We start from the raw sequence: 18169 nt of genomic DNA, 5'->3' as shown, positions 1-18169 counted from the left end.
TTTTTATAAATACAGTCATTGTGTTCTACTGAAATACATTTTTCTCACTGGCGGTTCGCGTGCCTGACAAATATTTCACAAAGTTTATATCAGTAGAATTGTACTTTTTTAAAGCAGATCGACTATATAGTTGAGGTGTTTGAAGTTGAATAGATAATGGTCAATTTAACCAGGTAATAAAAATAAATCGCAATAATGCGGGGTTATCAATCATCAATTAATAGAGCTTCACTAACATACTATGAAAATCTCTATTGAGGATGAAACATCACGCAGGCTTCCTACGATAGAAAAGGTGAGTGAATTTAATAAGGTAAGGGCTATTTTAACACGTCCCGCTGCATTTTTACGTCGCCAAATATCTGATTACTGCCCTTGTATCCATCAGCGTCATAACCATATATAATGACGTCACACTTAATTGGGCGATACTTAATTAGGTAGTACTTAGTCAGATGATGACAAGGCGGCAAGCCGAGCGTTGGCTAATGCGCACTAATTATCGAATATTTCCATAGGTCAAAAAATTATGTTATCAAAGATTATAGGCGGTGTCGTTGGCACCAAAAACGAGCGCGAATTAAAGCGCATGCGTAAAGTGGTCAGCAAGATCAACGCCCAAGAGGCTACCATACAAGCCCTGTCTGATGAGCAATTACAGCAAAAAACCGAAGAGTTTAAGGCGCGTCATCAAAATGGTGAAAGCTTAGATGCGTTATTGCCAGAGGCGTTTGCAGTTTGCCGTGAAGCCTCTTTACGTATCAATGGTATGCGCCATTATGATGTGCAGCTAATTGGTGGTATCACCTTGCACGAAGGCAAAATCGCTGAGATGAAAACCGGTGAAGGTAAAACCCTAATGGGCACCTTGGCCATGTACCTCAATGCCATCAGTGGTAAAGGTGTGCATCTGGTCACCGTCAATGATTATTTGGCTGCGCGTGATGCTGAGTTAAACCGTCCGTTGTTCAGCTTTTTGGGCATGACCGTTGGCGTGATCTATTCACAACAGCCGCCACAAGAAAAAATCAATGCTTATCAAGCTGATATTACTTATGGTACCAACAACGAATACGGTTTTGACTACCTACGCGACAACATGGTTTTTAGTTTGGCTGAGAAAAAGCAGCGCCCGCTAAATTTTTGTATCATTGATGAGATTGACTCCATCTTAATTGATGAGGCACGTACGCCACTGATTATTTCGGGTCAAGCTGAAGATTCATCACGTATGTATGCGCTGATTAATACGATTATTCCGTTATTAATCCGCTCAAAAGACGAAGAAGCCAACAAGAATAATGAAGAAGAAGATTTCTGGATTGATGAAAAAAATCGCCAGATCGAAATCAGTGAAAAAGGCTACGAAAAAATCGAGCGCTTCTTAATCGAAGTGGGTGAGCTTGGTGAAAACGAAAGTTTATACAGTCCAAGCCGTCTGCCACTATTGGCACACGTACAAGCCGCCATTCGTGCTCATCATGTTTTTGTCAAAAACGTCCATTACATCGTTGATGAAGGCGAAGTGATTATCGTTGATGAAAACACAGGTCGTACCATGCCAGGTCGTCGCTGGTCAGAAGGGTTACATCAAGCGGTCGAAGCCAAAGAAAACGTTGAGATTCAAGCGGAAAACCAAACGCTTGCAACCACGACATTCCAGAATTATTTCCGTCTGTATGACAAATTGTCTGGTATGACAGGTACCGCTGATACCGAAGCGGCTGAATTCAAATCGACTTATGACTTAGATGTCATTGTGATTCCAACGCATGAGCCGATTGCTCGTATTGATATGGATGACCAAATTTTCTTAACAAAGTTAGGCAAATATAAAGGTATCATTCGCGAAATTAAAGACATTCAGGCCAAAGGTGCGCCCGTCTTGGTTGGTACAGCGACCATTGAAGCCAGTGAAGAGTTGTCTTATTTGCTCGATCAAGAAGGCGTCAAGCATAACGTCCTAAACGCCAAACAGCATGAGCGTGAAGCAGAAATCATCGCTCAAGCAGGTAGCCCAAAATCAGTCACGATCGCCACCAACATGGCGGGTCGTGGTACGGATATTATCTTGGGTGGTAACTGGCAATCCTTTATCGAGGACATTGATGCAGTCAGTAAAGAAGAGATGCAACGCCTAAAAGCGCAGTGGCAAGTGAAACATGACCAAGTGGTCGCGGCGGGTGGTTTGCATATCATTGGTTCAGAACGTCATGAATCACGCCGTATTGATAACCAGCTACGCGGTCGTGCTGGTCGTCAAGGTGACCCTGGTATGTCGCGCTTTTTCTTATCGCTTGAAGATGACTTGATGCGTATTTTCGCAGGTGATCGCGTGGTCAACATGATGCGTGCGATGGGCCTAAAAGAAGACGAAGCCATTGAGCACAAAATGGTTTCCAAATCGATTGAAAACGCGCAAGGTAAAGTTGAGAGCCGCGATTTTGATGCTCGTAAAAACTTGCTCAAATATGATGATGTGGCCAATGAGCAGCGTAAAGTCATCTATGGTCAGCGCGATGATTTGTTGGCAGAAATGGATTTGCTCGAAGCCATTAACGTGATGCACCGTGACGTCTATAATGCCATGATTAGTCAGTTTATTCCGCCAGGGTCTGTCGATGACCAATGGAACGTGGACGGTCTAGAAGATGAGCTAGAAGACGAGTTCAAGATAACCATGCCGATCAATGATTGGTTGGATGAAGATCGCCGCCTGGATGAAGAAGGTTTGCGCGAAAAAATTATTCAAACTGCGTTAGATCGTTATCATGGTCGCCGTGAGCAAATGGGTGAAAAAGATGCCGCGCAGCTTGAGCGTCACTTTATGCTACAAAGCCTAGATAAGCACTGGAAAGAGCATTTAACTCAGATGGATCAGTTGCGTAAAGGGATTCATTTGCGCGGTTATGCGCAAAAAAACCCAGAGCAAGAATACAAGCGTGAATCGTTTGAATTGTTCCAAATGATGCTTGGTGCTATTAAGTCTGAAACGGTACAAGATTTATCACGTGTGCACATTCCGACTAAAGAAGAGCTAGAAGCGTTAGAAGTGCAGCAGCGCGAAAACGCCGCTCATATGCAAATGCAGTTTGAGCATGATGAAGTTGATAACTTAGACAGTGGCACTAATAACCCTGCACCGCAGCCACAAAACCGTAGCATGGGCAGCGGTATAGCTGCCGCTGGTGCGATGGGAGGCACTGGTGCGAATGAGGCAAATCCATATGCTGGTATGAATATCAGTCGTAACGCACCGTGCCCTTGTGGTTCAGGACTTAAGTATAAGCAGTGCCATGGCAAAATTTAATAGCAATCGCTACTTGAGTTTTTGAGATCAGTTAAGTTTTCAAAACCAGTATAAACATTGCTAAGCAAAAATGGTTACGCTATGATGAAAAGCCCTTATCAATAAGAGATAGGGGCTTTTTTGTGACTTACTGAAATCAGCGAGCAGTTGATAATAGATAAGAAAGCACGGCTTTAAAATCACGAATGGTTTTTAGCGATTGCTTACAAATTCAACATAGGCGTGCATTTAGGGACGCGCTATAGTGTTTAACATATTATTTGGGAGAGTGTTATGAACGCAAAATTATTAAAACAGTGGCGTACTTCTGTTGCACTAACAGGTTTATTGGCTGGCGCATTGACCATTAGTGCTTGTCAAAAGGAACAAAAAACAGAGCCAAGTTTGGAAGACAGTATCAGTGCTGAGCAATCAGTACCTATGTCTGCAGAGCCTGCCGAACCCAATGATGTAGTGGTTGATACTCAAGATCCCTCTCTCAATGAAGTAGCAGACGATACCGCTGCTTCTGTTAATACTGGTGTGAGCCAGATTAATTATTCATGTTCCCCTGAATTACAGGTTGAAGCGACTTATAAAGACACGGATAATCAAGTGGTCATTGCTACCGCAAATGGCACTACAACCTTGACTAAAACCAACGACGCCACCAATCCTGAAGTATTTGGGGTTGAAAATGCCATCGACGGTGGGGAAGGTTTTGTACAATGGCGTGTTGCTCATCAAGATCGTGAAACAGGTGTGATGCGGACAGCTGGTGCGAACGCTGAAAATGTCAGTACTTATGAGTGTAAGAGAACAGATGAAGGCGCAGTATAAATAAACAGTAGACCACAATGTGATACTCATAAAAAAAGCAACGTTCACGTTGCTTTTTTATGGAATAGTTAAAATACTAAAAGATTATTTATTATAAGTAGAATCATTTTCATGATCTAAAAACCCTTCTTCTTTAACATCAAGCTCTTCGTGTTTTAATGTGACTTGAATGGTGTCAGTATGCGTATGCACCGTTTTACTAATATCGATTTCTTGTACGGCATACGTCTCTTTAGTGACGGTGGCTACTTGGCGTGATAGCACAATCTCGATAGGGGCGCCGCCAATCTCAACCTGCTTGTCATTGATAGTAATAACGGCCTTACTATCTAGTGACGGTTCCACATGACGCAACACATCCTTTTCATCATAGTTGCCAGAAAGTAAATCTTGGCTTTCAGCATCCTGAAACTCAGTACGAACAGTGATATATTCTTCAACCAGCTCAATCGGCACTTCTATCGTTTTGGTACGTGTGTGTTTAGTGACGGTTACTTTACCGACATCTAAGCGTTCTTTGTTGACAACAGGGCGCTCTTCTAATAGTTCAAGATAACCAACTTGTCCACTTTTATTTGAGACGTTTTCTCGGTTGGATAATACTTGATCTTCTCTCAAGATATCTTGAGCCGTTAATGACTCATTTTGCGGTGGGGTATTGAAATTATCAGTAGTCATTGTGATTTCCTTATTATTATCCATTAAATGAGATGTTTGCCAAAACGAATTTTCTTACCGTAGAGATATAAGTACCAGCAGTCATGAAGTAAAAAACATAAAAAAGACCAGAGACAAGCTCTGGTCTTAATAACTGAGTCAACAACTCAGCTGCTTATTTAAGTCATCATGTCTCATATATTTACTTATATATTTTATCTATAAGACAAACGACTCATGAGCCAATTACATACCACGAGCACGGCGTACGTCTTCAGCAGTAATGCCATCACGGTCTACGATGTTGCCTTCACGGTCAACCACGTTACCATCACGGTCAATGTCTAGCTCTTCACGCTGAATAGTCTCTACGATTGTTTCAGTATGACGCTCAGAGGTTTTTCCAACGCTAACTTCTTCAGCGACATAAGTATCTTTACCGACACGAGCGCGTTCAGCTTCTAGCTCTACTTCAACTGTATCATTGATATCCATATCACCAATGCGACGATCAGTTGGACGATCTACATTTGTACGTTGGATATTAGCATGTTCTTCTTCTAGTTCGACATCAATATTGCGTTCTTCTGTGACCACATGCTTACCAACTTTTACTAAACCTGCAACGATACGATCTTTATTAACTGTCAGACGCTCCTCTAGCAGCTCCAGTGTATTTGGCGCTTCGTAGTTATGATCTGCAATTTCCATACGGTCAGCTTCTGGCAAAGTATCAGCAGTAAATGCTTGACGATCTCTTTCGTATTGCTCTTTATAGCTATACTGGTAGTCGTGATCGTATACTTCCATGGCCTCGACTTGTGATTTGGTTAGGCTATCAAAGAAAACATCATCTCCTACAATACGGGCCAAACCTGCTGGTACTAGTACTTCCTTAGAGCTGAACCAGCCGCCTGCATCAACAATTAAATAACGAATACGACCAGTAGTGTCTTCTACCAATGCACCTTCAATTTTACCGATTTTTTCTTCATTAACACCATAAGCAGTTTTGCTTGTTGGATCATAATAGTCATCACCGATAAGGTCGCGATGAGTGGCTTGAATATCTTTTAAACGAATTAGTTGGCTCATTATTGTCTTCCTTTCTTATGAATTATAAATAATAGTTATTGTATAAATATTAAAATTTTAATGATTTCTTAATCAAACAGTTTTTTATAAAAATAAAATCCTATCTAAATCAATGTCTGTAAAAGTAGCGCTACTAGGTAGCCGTTACCTCAACTTGTAATTATCGTAACACTGAGATTTTGGATGAGATATATGAGCAAGGTAGCAAAGTGTGGGCTTGCCGTAATTGCGTGTAATAGGCTGTAAGCGCTATAACATAGCGAGGGGTATAAGTTAACGCAATTTTACACAGTGAAATGTTTGGTGGTAAAAAAAAGATAGCAGACACAAAAAAACTGCAGTGTAATTTTACACTGCGGTTTTTAAAATCACGATTGAAGTATAAGAACTAGAATAGTATGTGTTTTTATACTGCAACGGTGTGAAGTTGTTTGTGCTTATGGCAATTCGATAGCTACCGCAACTGCTTCACCGCCACCAATACATAAAGTCGCCACGCCTTTTTTGCCGCCAGTACGCTTCAAAGAGTTAATCAGCGTGACTAAGATACGCGCACCTGAACAACCGACTGGATGACCTAACGCACAAGCGCCGCCTTCGACGTTTACTTTAGCGTGTTCAATGTTTAGTTCATCCATCGCTGCCATCGTGACCATAGCAAACGCTTCATTAATCTCCCACAGATCAACATCAGTCACTGACCAACCTGCACCCGCTAAAACTTTTTCAATAGCACCAATAGGGGCGATGGTAAATTCGCCTGGGTGGCGCGAATTTGAGGCAGTAGCAATGATACGCGCTTGATAATCAAGGCCTTCTGATTTTGCTTGAGATTCTTTCATTAGCACGACCGCTGCGCCACCATCGGAGATAGAGCTTGCATTTGCGGCAGTGATGGTGCCATCTTTCGCAAAAGCTGGACGCAAAGTAGGAATACGCTCAGCGTTGGCAAGGGCAGGCTGCTCATCAGTATCAATCGTTTGTTCGCCTTTACGAGTGCTAAAGGTGACTGGCTCAATCTCGTCTTTGAAGTGATTATCTTTGATGGCTGTTAACGCACGATTGAGTGATTCGATGGCAAACGCATCCATCTGCTCACGGGTATAGCCTTTCTCATCGGCCATTTCTTGAGCAAACTTACCCATCAACTTACCCGTTTCAGCATCTTCTAAACCGTCTAAGAACATATGGTCTTTGACTTCTTGATGGCCCATACGATAGCCACCGCGCGCGCCTGGCATCAGATATGGCGCATTGGTCATCGATTCCATACCACCAGCAACTGCTACATTGAAGCTACCTGCTTTGATACCATCGTGTGCTTGCATGACGGCTTTTAGACCAGACCCACAAAGCTTATTAATGGTTACAGCACCAGTGGCATCAGGCAGACCAGCTTTACGCATGGCCTGACGTGCAGGGCCTTGACCCAAACCTGCGGTCAAAATACAGCCCATGATGACTTCATCGATAGTATCAACACTAACGCCTGAACGCTCGACAGCCGCTTTGATAGCAGCAGCACCAAGATCGGTGGCGCTCATATCTTTTAATGAGCCTTGGAAGCCGCCCATTGGCGTACGTGCGCCGTTTACAATTACAATTGCATCATTTGACATCGTTATTCCTTTTTACGTATTTAAATGAAAGTATTTTACTTATAGTAAAGGCAAGTGCTGATAAATCAACGTCTGGTTACTAGAAAGCGTTTGCCTAGCTTGCTAACAAACAGAGTGCTAAAAGTCTGGCTTATGCCAGCTCATCTAAGCGAATACGTACCACTTTATCAGTAATCGTATCCAATTTTTCGATTTTTTCGATGGCCAGATTCATCTGGCTTTCTACCACAGGTAAGGTCAAAATAATCACAGGTACTTGACCGACTTTGTGCGCAGGCTTTTGTAGAATCGCATCAATATTAATACCAGCATCGCTTAGGATGCGAGTGATATCGGCCAGTACGCCAGGGCTGTCATAAGCATGTACACGCAAATAATAACCCGTGATCATTTGTTCTGAACGCAGTATTGGTGTATCTGACAGCTGCTCAGGTATAAACGCCAAATGCGGCACATGATGACCATGGTTTTTTTGATCACTGTTGCTTTGGTTGCTATTGTCTTTGCTGCCTAAAACGCGAACCAAATCCATCACGTCAGCCATAACAGCAGAAGCGGTTGCACCTGCGCCCGCGCCATCACCACAATACAATGTCTGACCTAGCGGGTGTGAGTTGACCAACACCGCATTTTTTACACCATTGACATTGGCAAGCAACGCATCTTGTGGAATTAGTGTTGGATGAACTCGTAACTCGATACCAGCAGCCTCTGAATCGCCATTGCCATCACGGCGCACAGCAAAACCTAAGTGCTTGATACGGTAACCCAGCTCTTCAGCATAGCTGACATCTTGTAAAGTGATGCCTGTAATTCCTTCACAGTAAACACTATCAAACTGTAATGGGACACCAAAGGCTATAGAGGCAAGAAGTGCCAATTTATGCGCAGCATCAATACCTTCAACATCAAACGTTGGATCTGCCTCAGCATAACCCAGTTCTTGTGCTTCGACCAATACGTCTGCAAATGGGCGACCTTTGTCACGCATTTCAGTCATGATAAAGTTGCCAGTACCGTTGATGATACCAGCCAGCCAATCAATTTTGTTGGCAGCCAATGCTTCACGCATCACTTTAATAATAGGAATGCCACCTGCGACTGCTGCTTCATAAGCGACGTGGACGTTGTTTGCTTCAGCGTACGCAAAAATCTCATTGCCGTGTTCTGCCAATAGCGCCTTGTTTGCCGTAACCACATGCTTGCTATGTCGGATGGCTTGCATAATGACGTCTTTTGCTAAGGTAGTCCCGCCAATCACTTCAATAACGATGTCAACGTTATCGCTTGCTGCAATTGCCATCAAGTCGCTGTTTTGCATAATATTGGCATCGATATCATCACGCTGGCGACGGGTACCTACTTCGGTAATAATAATATCGCGGCCACAACGGCGCTTTAGCTCGTCTAAGTTGTCATTAATGAGATGGATTACGCCTGTTCCGACGGTGCCCAGACCAAGTATCGCTAGTTTGATGGAGTTACTCACAGTATCCTCAGAAGGTTAGATATAATGGTGCACTTCTAAAACTGTGACAGCGTCAAACCCACTTTGGGTATATACGATTTGCACGTGTGTTGACGGTCGCAGTGTTTACCTATGCTCCATTATCGTTGAATAGAAAATCGTTGAATAAAAGATATTCAAACAAAAGCGTGCTGATTTTACATCGTACTTCATCGTATCATACCGACAAGCAGGAGTGACGTCTACACAATGTCGCTTAGTGAATGGATAACAAAAAGTATCCAATCATTATCCATTAATTAGCGCCTACTGCTTCTGCCAGTTGGGCCGCAGGTAGATAGCCGCCCACTTGCTCTCCAGTTTCTGTAAAGACAGCTGGTGTACCGCGCACACCCAATCTTGCACCCAATGCCATATGCTCTTGAACTGGATTGGCACAGCTAGGTGCTTGTACATCGGCACCCATTTTTGCTTGGTTCATGGCCGCATTACGATCTTGACTACACCAAATCGCTTCCATTTTTGGCACCGACTCTTGGCTACGTGGCCATGCCAAATAACGCACTTCGATACCGCGTGCATTGATATCGTCCATCTCTTCATGCAGCTTACGGCAATAACCACAGTCAGCATCGGTAAAGGCATAAATAACAGATTTGGTTTCGCCTTTCGCCGGATAAATAATCATCTCTTTTTTATCAACCGCTTTTAGCGCTTCCTGTGCAGTCTTAGCAGTCAAGGCTGCACTGATATCTACTGGCTGAGCTTCGCCAACAGCAATGATTTGACCTTGAATAATGTGCTTGCCAGACTTATCGGTAAAGAAAGACGGTAGACCTTCCGCCGTTACCCAATAAATCCCATCCATATCGGTCGGTACAGCGGACACAATACGCTCTTCGATACCAGATGCCGTCAAATTTGTTTGTAAGGCTTCTACCACGGCTGGATCATTATCCGCGGCTACTTTAGCAGAACTGACTTTGGTTGTTGCTGCATTGACCACACTGCTATTGCTGGTCGCGTCTGCCGCATTGTTTGAGCAGCCAGCGGCAACAATGACCAATAAAGCACTCATCATAAAACGAGATAGAGTGGTTCGAGAAAAACGATCAGCGGCAACGAGATTTTTGCTAAGAGGAGAGGGCATATGGGTTTCCTATAGACACTATGTTTAAGTATGTCTAATCATAAATGCGCTCTAAAAAGAGCGATAAATTGTAAATAGTCATGCGTATCAATGAAGGATTAAAAACCAACTATAAAAATGTTTTTATAACTTATTGATAATAAAAGATAGGTGACAATATCATCTATATTACCATATTTATGATAAATAATAGCCAACAGCGATTAGGACGCTTAAGTAGATAACGAGGAGATTGCTGAGGATGGCGACGAACGAAAATTGCAAAATAAGATACATTTATACTATGTCATATTGTTACTCGTCTATGTAGGCTACTGCTAATAAGACATGTTTGCAAATTTGTATAAAAACCCTTTTATTTTTGATATTTGCAAGCTGTCAATTTATTTTATTCTAAAAATTGCGCTAAGGAGCACATACATATGGCAGGTGCCAGTCTACTAACCTTACTTGATGATATCAGTGTGATATTGGATGACGTTTCTGTCATGACAAAAGTCGCTGCCAAAAAAACCGCTGGTGTACTGGGTGACGATTTGGCACTGAATGCTGAGCAAGTCTCTGGTGTCAAAGCCAATCGTGAGTTACCCGTGATTTGGGCAGTAGCCAAAGGCTCACTGGTTAACAAACTCATTTTAGTACCCGCAGCGCTATTGATCAGTGCTGTCTATCCCCCTTTAATTACCTTCTTATTGATGTGTGGCGGCCTATTTTTGGTATATGAAGGGGCAGAAAAAATCATTCATCGATTTTGGCCACATGCATTGCCACATGATGAAGACCAAAACGCACGCCGAAAAGCCAATGCTGATGAGACGGTAGATTTGGTCGCTTTTGAAAAAGAAAAAATCAAAGGCGCGATACGGACAGACTTTATTTTATCCGCTGAGATTATCGTCATTGCACTAGGCTCAATGGTGAGCGCCACTTTGCTAGAGAGAAGCTTAGCCTTGTCTATTTTAGCGATAGGTATCACTATTGGTATCTATGGCCTAGTGGCTGGTATTGTCAAAATAGATGATGCAGGTTTGCATCTGATGGAGCAAGAAAGTAGCTTCAAGCAAAAACTGGGTAAGCTGATGTTTGCTGCTGCGCCCAAATTGATGAAATTTTTGTCCATCGCTGGTACCTTAGCGATGTTCCTAGTCGGAGGAGGCATCTTAGTACACGGTATTAGCTTCTTGCATCATGGAGTAGAAGACATCGCTCATCTGACGGGTATTTTTGAAAGCTTGACCGCCGCCATTTTAAATGGGGTTATTGGTTTTATCATTGGTGCAATAGTTGTCGCTATTTTGACGGTCATTGGTAAGATGCGTGGTAAAGATGATCATGCCTCGTCGGCCCATTAATCATAATCACACGACCTTATAATAAAAAGCCCCAAAGTTGTTATCAACTTTGGGGCTTTCTTGTTTTACCTTATACAGCTAGAGTTAGCTTTCGTTGTTTGCATCGTCAGCTTCTAGCTTTTCAGCTTGCGTTGGCTTTTTATGGTCAACTTTTGGCTTACGGCTGCGTGCTTTTGGTACTTTTGGCGTGGTTAGATTAAACATACCTGTCTGTGGTAACAGTTGCTCTGCCACATTCTCAATCATGTTTTTATAACTGGCAATCGTGGTTTTTGATTTGGCCGCCTGACTGTCTTCTTTGATCGGTTGTTCAACCTCAGAGGCAGTTGCTTGCTCAGTGCTCACAACGCTAGCAGTTTCCACATTATCAGTGTCGATACCTGTGTGTTCTGCTTCTACGCTTTGAGTACCTACATTTTCATTATCAGCTTGCTTGTCATCCGCCTTTGATAGCGTTTGATCGGCTTCCAATAACTGCTCACTATCCATACTGACATCATCTGTCTGCGCTTGAGTGGTCAGAGCCGTTGCTTCGACATTGTGAGCCTCAACATCACTCACATCTTGTTCAGAAGCTGCTTGTTGAGACTCAACGACTGATTCGTCATCGGTCTTTGCTTCTGGCTCAGCACCTTTTTCAGACGCAGTACTTTGGTTCGCTGATTCGTGATAATCAGGATGCTGACCGCGTGGATCATTGCTTGCACGCTTACCAACAGTACGTGGTTCAACGTCTGTCTTACCTTGCGCGGCGGCAAACTGACTGACGGCTTGCGTCATTGCTTCAAAGCGCGTTAGATAATCCACGGTCAAGGGCTGATAGCCGTAGTTGCTAAAGTCAAAGCTTTTACCAGCAAGATCAGTAGAGTGCTGATTATCGCTTGTAGCGCTTGCAACATCGGCGCCGCCATTATCAGCATTTTGCGCTTGCTTAGCAAACAAGGCAATGGTTTCGATAAAGCAATGAATCACGCCTTCTTCTGCTAAGCGAGTTTGCGCTTCTGGTAGCGTGGCACGGATGAACTCACCAACCGTACCGCGAATTGTAGGCGCACTTATCGCGGCTTGTGGCTTTTGATCCACTGGTGCTTGCATCTGTTGGCTGCGTACCACACGTGGATCGTTACTGGCCTGACCAAACTTCTCAGCCGTTACGTAGCGTGTGGCAAATAGAGCATCATGAGTCAGCTGAAGGGCAGAGTTACTGGTCGCATGAGCATCATCAGAGCTGTTGCTTTCTTGAACCTTAGGCGCTGTTTTTGCACTGGTGTCTACCTTCGCATCAATAGCAACATCTGCTTCCTGATGGGTTTTTTGATGCTTCGATGAGGTTTGATCCTCATCAATTTTGGCATCAGCTGACGTCAGGTTTTCAGTTTGATGCTCCGCAACCTGCTTTGATGTTGGCTGCTTCTCTGTAGCAGAGGCTTTTTCATCATCATAGTCAGCTTTAGATGCACTTGTTTGTGCTTTCTCTTCAGTCACTTTTACCTTAGCGTCGTCAGATTTAGGCTCATCAGTTTTTGCAGTCCCTTTATCTGTCACTGTTGGCTCAGCACTTTTTTCAACAGAATGTTGTGCATCACTATTCTGTTGATTAGTACGTGCGTTTGTTGCCTCGTCTTTCGACACATCATTGGCTTCGCTCTGTTTTTTCACAGGGGGCTGCTTTGTCTGAGTAGACTTGCTGTCATCTAGAGAAAGATGCACGACCTCTGGTGTCTTAAGCGCAACTGGTGCTTCATTGACCTGTAGTACTACTTCATTAGGGTCTTGATTGCGGCGCCCGTTCGCCGAATTCTTACTGCTGTTAGACTCTTTACTCGTCTGCTGGCTTTGTTGCTGAACATTATCAGCCGTTAGCGTTTCGCCGCGCTCTAGCTTGCCACGTGAGCCGCGTTGACTGTGCGACTTACGCTTAGTACGAGTTTGTTCAGCGGCTGCATTATCGCTTTTATCTTCAGAGTCATTACGCTCATCTGCATTGCGTTTATTGTTCTGCTGATTGTTGTCTTGGCGATTACTGTCTTGACGATTGTTGCGATTACGGTCATTAGGACGTCTGTTGTCCTGCTGACGCTTATCTTGATTATCAGACTGTTTGTCATCGCCATTGTTTGAAGTTTGGCTACCAATATTGTCATTTACTTCAGTATTGGCGTCATCTGTCTGCTCTTTTCTTTGACGAGGCTTAGATGATCTGGACTTACGTGACTTACGTCTTCTTCTATCTTCGTTATTACTGTCGTCTGTATCACTGTCCGAAGTACGGCGAGCTTGCTGACGATTGGCATTGCTCTCTGATGATTCGGCATCTTTCTTTTGCGAGTCATTTTGCTGAGTGACTGGCGTACTGTTGGGGGCAGTGTTTAACGCATTACTATCTACTTGTCCAAACGAACCCAAGCTTTGTGCACCAGTATTAACCAATGCTTCAATCGCTTCTGCGGCATCTCGGCTACTGACACTAGGTGTCGTAGTAGCTTGCGGGGCTTGAGCAAACAGATTGGATAACCAAGCAACCGCTTGCGGCTGGGCGTTTGCAGGAGTATTAACAGGCTGCGGTGCTACGGGCGCAGGTGCAACATTTTGGCTGGGCTGCGGTGCCTGCGTAGCAGGAGCGTTGTTAGGATTTTTTTGGTTACGATGATCGTTGCTATAATTGGTGCTATGCTCAACGGTATCGCTTTGCTTATTAGCAGATTTGTTGTCTGCCGCCTGACGTGGCTGGCGCGTTGGCTGCTGTTCTGGACGCTCTTTTTCAGCCGTCTGCCAATCGACATTGTAGCCAAGATCACTGTGTTCTTGTTGTTGAGTATCCGTGATACGCTCATAGCTCGATGGGGCAAAACCATCACGGTTGAAGTGCAGCTTAAAGTTAGGAGACTCTAGATGTGCGTGTGGCAAAATCGTGATACGAGTACCGCTATCTTGTTCAAGATAAACCAAACTATCGCGCTTTTCATTCAATAAGAAGGCGGCGATGTCGGTGGGTACTTCTGCTTGCACTTCACCTTGACGCTCTTTTAATGCAATTTGCTCAATCTGGCGCATAATCGATAGCGACAATGAACGCAAATCACGAATCATACCGTTGCCATGGCAGCGTGGGCAGATATAACCCGTTGACTCTTCTAATGACGGACGCAAGCGCTGACGGCTCATCTCCATCAGACCAAATTTAGAGATATCACCAAACTGGACGCGCGCGCGGTCATATTTGGTGGCATCGACCAATCGTTTTTCGACTTCTTTTTGATGCTTGTTGTCATTCATGTCAATGAAGTCAATAACAATCAAACCACCCATGTCACGCAGACGTAGCTGGCGGGCAATTTCATCGGCGGCTTCTAGGTTAGTGTGGTAAGCCGTTTCGGCAACGTCTGAGCCTTTGGTCGATTTGGCTGAGTTGATATCGATAGATACCAAAGCTTCCGTTTGGTCGATAACAATTGAGCCGCCTGATGGCAGACGTACTTCACGCTGATAAGCGGTTTCGATTTGTTTTTCGATGTTAAAGCGCGAAAACATTGGCTCATAATCAGTATATTTTCGCAGTTTTTCTGCTTGTTTTGGCATCACTGCGTCAATGAAACCTGCCGCTTCGATATAAGCGTTTTCGTTATCGATCCAAATCTCAGCAATATCATCACGCAGATAATCACGGACAGCACGTGTGACCACGCCCGCTTCTTGGTGAACCAAGCGTGGTGATGGATATTTTTGGTTTTGTTCTTGAATGGCTTGCCAGATATTGAGTAGATGGTTCAAATCGTGCTGTAAGTCTTCTTGGGTTTTACCAATACCGGCGGTACGAATAATGACGCTCATACCTTTTGGTAGATCAAGATTGCTCAGCATACGCTTCATGTCTTCACGCAGTTTACCTGAGATTTGACGCGAGATACCACCGCCACGAGGGTTGTTTGGCATCAATACCAGATAGCGTCCCGCCAATGATACGTAAGTCGATAAGGCAGCGCCTTTGTTGCCACGCTCTTCTTTTTCCACTTGGACGATCAGCTCGTCGCCTTCTTTAATAAGTTTTTTGATGTTTTCATCACGTGGATTGCCGCTTAAATACTCAGCAGAAATTTCACGAATCGGTAAAAAGCCTTGGCGCTGTGAACCATATTCGACAAACACCGCTTCAAGCGATGGCTCGACACGAGTCACATGGCCTTTATAGATGTTGGATTTTTTTTGTTCACGAGTACGGTTTTCTAAGTCGAAATCGTACAGATGATTGCCTTTGCATAAGGCAACACGAATTTCTTCGTTTTGAGTAGCGTTGATCAAGATGCGTTTCATATTGGTATCCTATGAGTACGCACAACAACGATTCGACGGGCTTTTTAGCGGGTGACAAGTATGGCCAATGGTTACATTAGCGTTGACGGATTTTCATTAACAGTAGAACGTAAATGGTGGGTTTCATAAAACACATTGGTTTTTCAATGGCTTGTTTTTACCTAAAACTATTTGCATTGCTAATATTGTCAATGCGAATATAAATGCTATAGGGTGTAAGGCTATACATTTATACTCTATTATTGGTAGGCTTGGTCCAAATTTTAGTGCGTAAGCATACTTAAACTATCAGTGAGCTAAATCATCAGTAAGTTCTTATGGTCGCTAAGCGTGCACACTTTGTAAGAGTGAGCGGCTCAATTACTGACTTAAAAATACTGATACTGAAGCAGTATCGTGCTGTTGCAATTCATCCATCAAAGTCTAGCAATAATATCGCTGTGAGCAGAGCTGCTGTTAGAAGATCAATTGTATAAAATAGTCGTATCAGCAGTTATTCATGTAGGTAAAGCAATTGGTTACACTTTATTTATCGTTCTGTCATACATCACGTCAATAATATCTGGGGCGTTTTAACATTAAGTATCGCAGCTTCAGTGATCAGCGGGGCGTACTTGGCAAACAGAATACACAACCAAACTATCGGCATGGTGCTGTATTTACATCTTATTCATCGTTATCTGTTTGACCACCAATACTTAGGCAGCTATCGATATACTTCTCGATCCTAACGTTAAACCATCCATACTTGCTCAGCTTTGCTCGCGTAAGAGACCATCAGATAAGTAATTATTAAATAATAAATAGTTATCGGATAAAGTCGTTGTCGTGCGGGTTGTGAGTCAATATCGTGTCATTATCAGTCAATGAACAGGCATTTTGCCAAATTCAATCACATTGATTTTATGAGCACAAAGTTATGTAGTGTCACTATTTATTTTATAGCACTGACGATCTCGTGTAATTGATTACAATCAGTGCGGTTTCCTCAATTTATGGGGGCTTATCTATGAATATCTATCATTGATATCTGCAAATAAACAATGCGCCCTAAAATCAGATGAAACGTCCAATCTCTACAGGGTATATAGCGTATACCACTCTACTAACAAGTAGTAAAAATAGTCATAAACTATCTGAAACAACAATGATTATTGCTACAGCTTCTGCTTAATTGTCGCTCAACATGCTAAACTATAACAAATCTTTGCGTAAATACCTAACTAAAAATGACGAACTCAAAAATGACTGATGAAGCCCCCGCTCACGAAGCTCCTGCTATTTTCAATAGTAAAACACGCCCACAAAGCGCTGACGATGAGATCAGCAACTTTGGCAAGGTGAACTACCTTGAAGTCACACGCCATCAGCACGACCAGCGTTTGGATAACTTTTTGCTCAATCGCTTAAAAGGCTTGCCAAAATCACACATCTATAAAATGATTCGCTCTGATGAAGTGCGCGTTAATAATAAGCGTTGTAAAGCGCATGATCGAGTACAGCGTGAAGACGTGGTTCGTATTGCCCCTGTGGAGCTGGCAACGCGTGATAAGCCAATCATCAGCACCGAGTTTGCCAACAGCTTGCTGGCGCGTGTGGTTTATGAAGATGAAGGCATGATGGTTCTCAACAAACCTTCTGGCATTGCGGTGCATGGTGGTAGCGGTCTGGACTTTGGTGTCATCGAAGCCATGCGCGAAGTGACAGGTAAAAAATACCTAGAGCTGGTACATCGTATCGATAAAGATACCTCAGGGCTGCTCATGATTTCCAAAAAACGCTCAGCACTCAAAACGTTGCAGCAGCATTTGGTGGACAAAACCATTCAAAAGCATTATTTATGTCTGGCAAAAGGTCAGCCTGTGCTTAATGAGCAACGTATTGATGCACCATTGCTACGCTATACCCTTGCCAGTGGTGAGCGCCGTGTCAAAATTGATGCTCAAGATCCGCAAGCCAAAGAAAGCCAAACAGATATCATCGTCCATAATCGCTTTATGCTGGCAGGCCAACCTGTGAGCTTAATTGAAGCCAAGCCACTGACAGGTCGTACCCATCAAATCCGTGTGCATTTGGCCCATATCGGTCATGCGATCTTAGGAGATGATAAGTATAACGTACACGACAAATCAGGTGTCCACCGTCTGTGCTTACACGCGTGGCGCTTAGATATTCCAGGCTACGAAACCATCACAGCGCCATTGCCAGATGACATGGCAGACTGGTTGCCCGAGCAAACCAAATTGCCTGAGTAAGACTGAAACGTAGAAATCATTATCCAAAGATTGATTCTATTGAAAAATATCTTCTTAAACGTCACGATACCTTATTATTAATGCTTAATAATTTGCCGTGACGTTTTTGTATCTACTATTTATTACTGCTATT

Annotated in this window: 10 protein-coding genes; 4 read left to right on the top strand and 6 right to left on the bottom strand. The window is 43.4% G+C overall.

Annotated elements, in window-relative coordinates:
- Positions 1–529 precede the first annotated feature (529 nt).
- Positions 530–3310 carry a preprotein translocase subunit SecA gene (secA, locus tag FW759_RS06740; protein WP_443571656.1) on the top strand — a complete coding sequence of 927 codons (2781 nt, stop codon included), beginning with the start codon at positions 530–532 and terminating at the stop codon, positions 3308–3310.
- Positions 3311–3583: 273 nt separating this feature from the next.
- Positions 3584–4129, top strand: coding sequence for a hypothetical protein (locus FW759_RS06735; protein WP_443571657.1), 546 nt, complete (start codon positions 3584–3586; stop codon positions 4127–4129).
- 84 nt (positions 4130–4213) lie between these two features.
- Here FW759_RS06735 and FW759_RS06730 read toward each other — a convergent pair whose 3' ends face one another.
- The 5 genes from FW759_RS06730 to FW759_RS06710 all read right to left on the bottom strand — a co-directional run bounded on the left by FW759_RS06730 (position 4214) and on the right by FW759_RS06710 (position 10118).
- A complete protein-coding gene (locus FW759_RS06730; protein ID WP_446442518.1) occupies positions 4214–4807 on the bottom strand; it encodes a YsnF/AvaK domain-containing protein in 594 nt (197 codons plus the stop codon).
- A gap of 225 nt (positions 4808–5032) precedes the next feature.
- Positions 5033–5881: a DUF2382 domain-containing protein gene (locus FW759_RS06725; RefSeq protein ID WP_446442517.1), complete on the bottom strand. Its 849-nt coding sequence runs from the start codon at positions 5879–5881 to the stop codon at positions 5033–5035.
- A gap of 437 nt (positions 5882–6318) precedes the next feature.
- Positions 6319–7500 carry a thiolase family protein gene (locus FW759_RS06720; RefSeq protein ID WP_443571659.1) on the bottom strand — a complete coding sequence of 394 codons (1182 nt, stop codon included), beginning with the start codon at positions 7498–7500 and terminating at the stop codon, positions 6319–6321.
- Positions 7501–7630: 130 nt separating this feature from the next.
- A complete protein-coding gene (locus tag FW759_RS06715; protein ID WP_443571660.1) occupies positions 7631–8989 on the bottom strand; it encodes a homoserine dehydrogenase in 1359 nt (452 codons plus the stop codon).
- 274 nt (positions 8990–9263) lie between these two features.
- Complete coding sequence (locus FW759_RS06710; protein WP_062843723.1) at positions 9264–10118, bottom strand: DsbC family protein; 855 nt, start codon at positions 10116–10118, stop codon at positions 9264–9266.
- Between the two features lie 422 nt (positions 10119–10540).
- Here FW759_RS06710 and FW759_RS06705 point away from each other — a divergent pair, with 422 nt between their 5' ends.
- Positions 10541–11470, top strand: coding sequence for a DUF808 domain-containing protein (locus tag FW759_RS06705; protein ID WP_443530038.1), 930 nt, complete (start codon positions 10541–10543; stop codon positions 11468–11470).
- Between the two features lie 84 nt (positions 11471–11554).
- On the opposite strand, the gene FW759_RS06700 is transcribed toward FW759_RS06705, so the two are convergent.
- Positions 11555–15781, bottom strand: a complete 4227-nt coding sequence (locus FW759_RS06700) for an Rne/Rng family ribonuclease (protein WP_446442516.1) — start codon at positions 15779–15781, stop codon at positions 11555–11557.
- 1244 nt (positions 15782–17025) lie between these two features.
- Between FW759_RS06700 and FW759_RS06695 the strand changes: the two genes are divergently transcribed.
- Positions 17026–18036, top strand: coding sequence for an RluA family pseudouridine synthase (locus tag FW759_RS06695; RefSeq protein ID WP_443505485.1), 1011 nt, complete (start codon positions 17026–17028; stop codon positions 18034–18036).
- Positions 18037–18169 lie beyond the last annotated feature (133 nt).

The organism is Psychrobacter sp. 1176_08 (genome assembly GCF_052850615.1).
The sequence above is the reverse complement of the archived record's forward strand: the minus strand, read 5'-3'. Positions and strand labels throughout refer to the sequence as shown.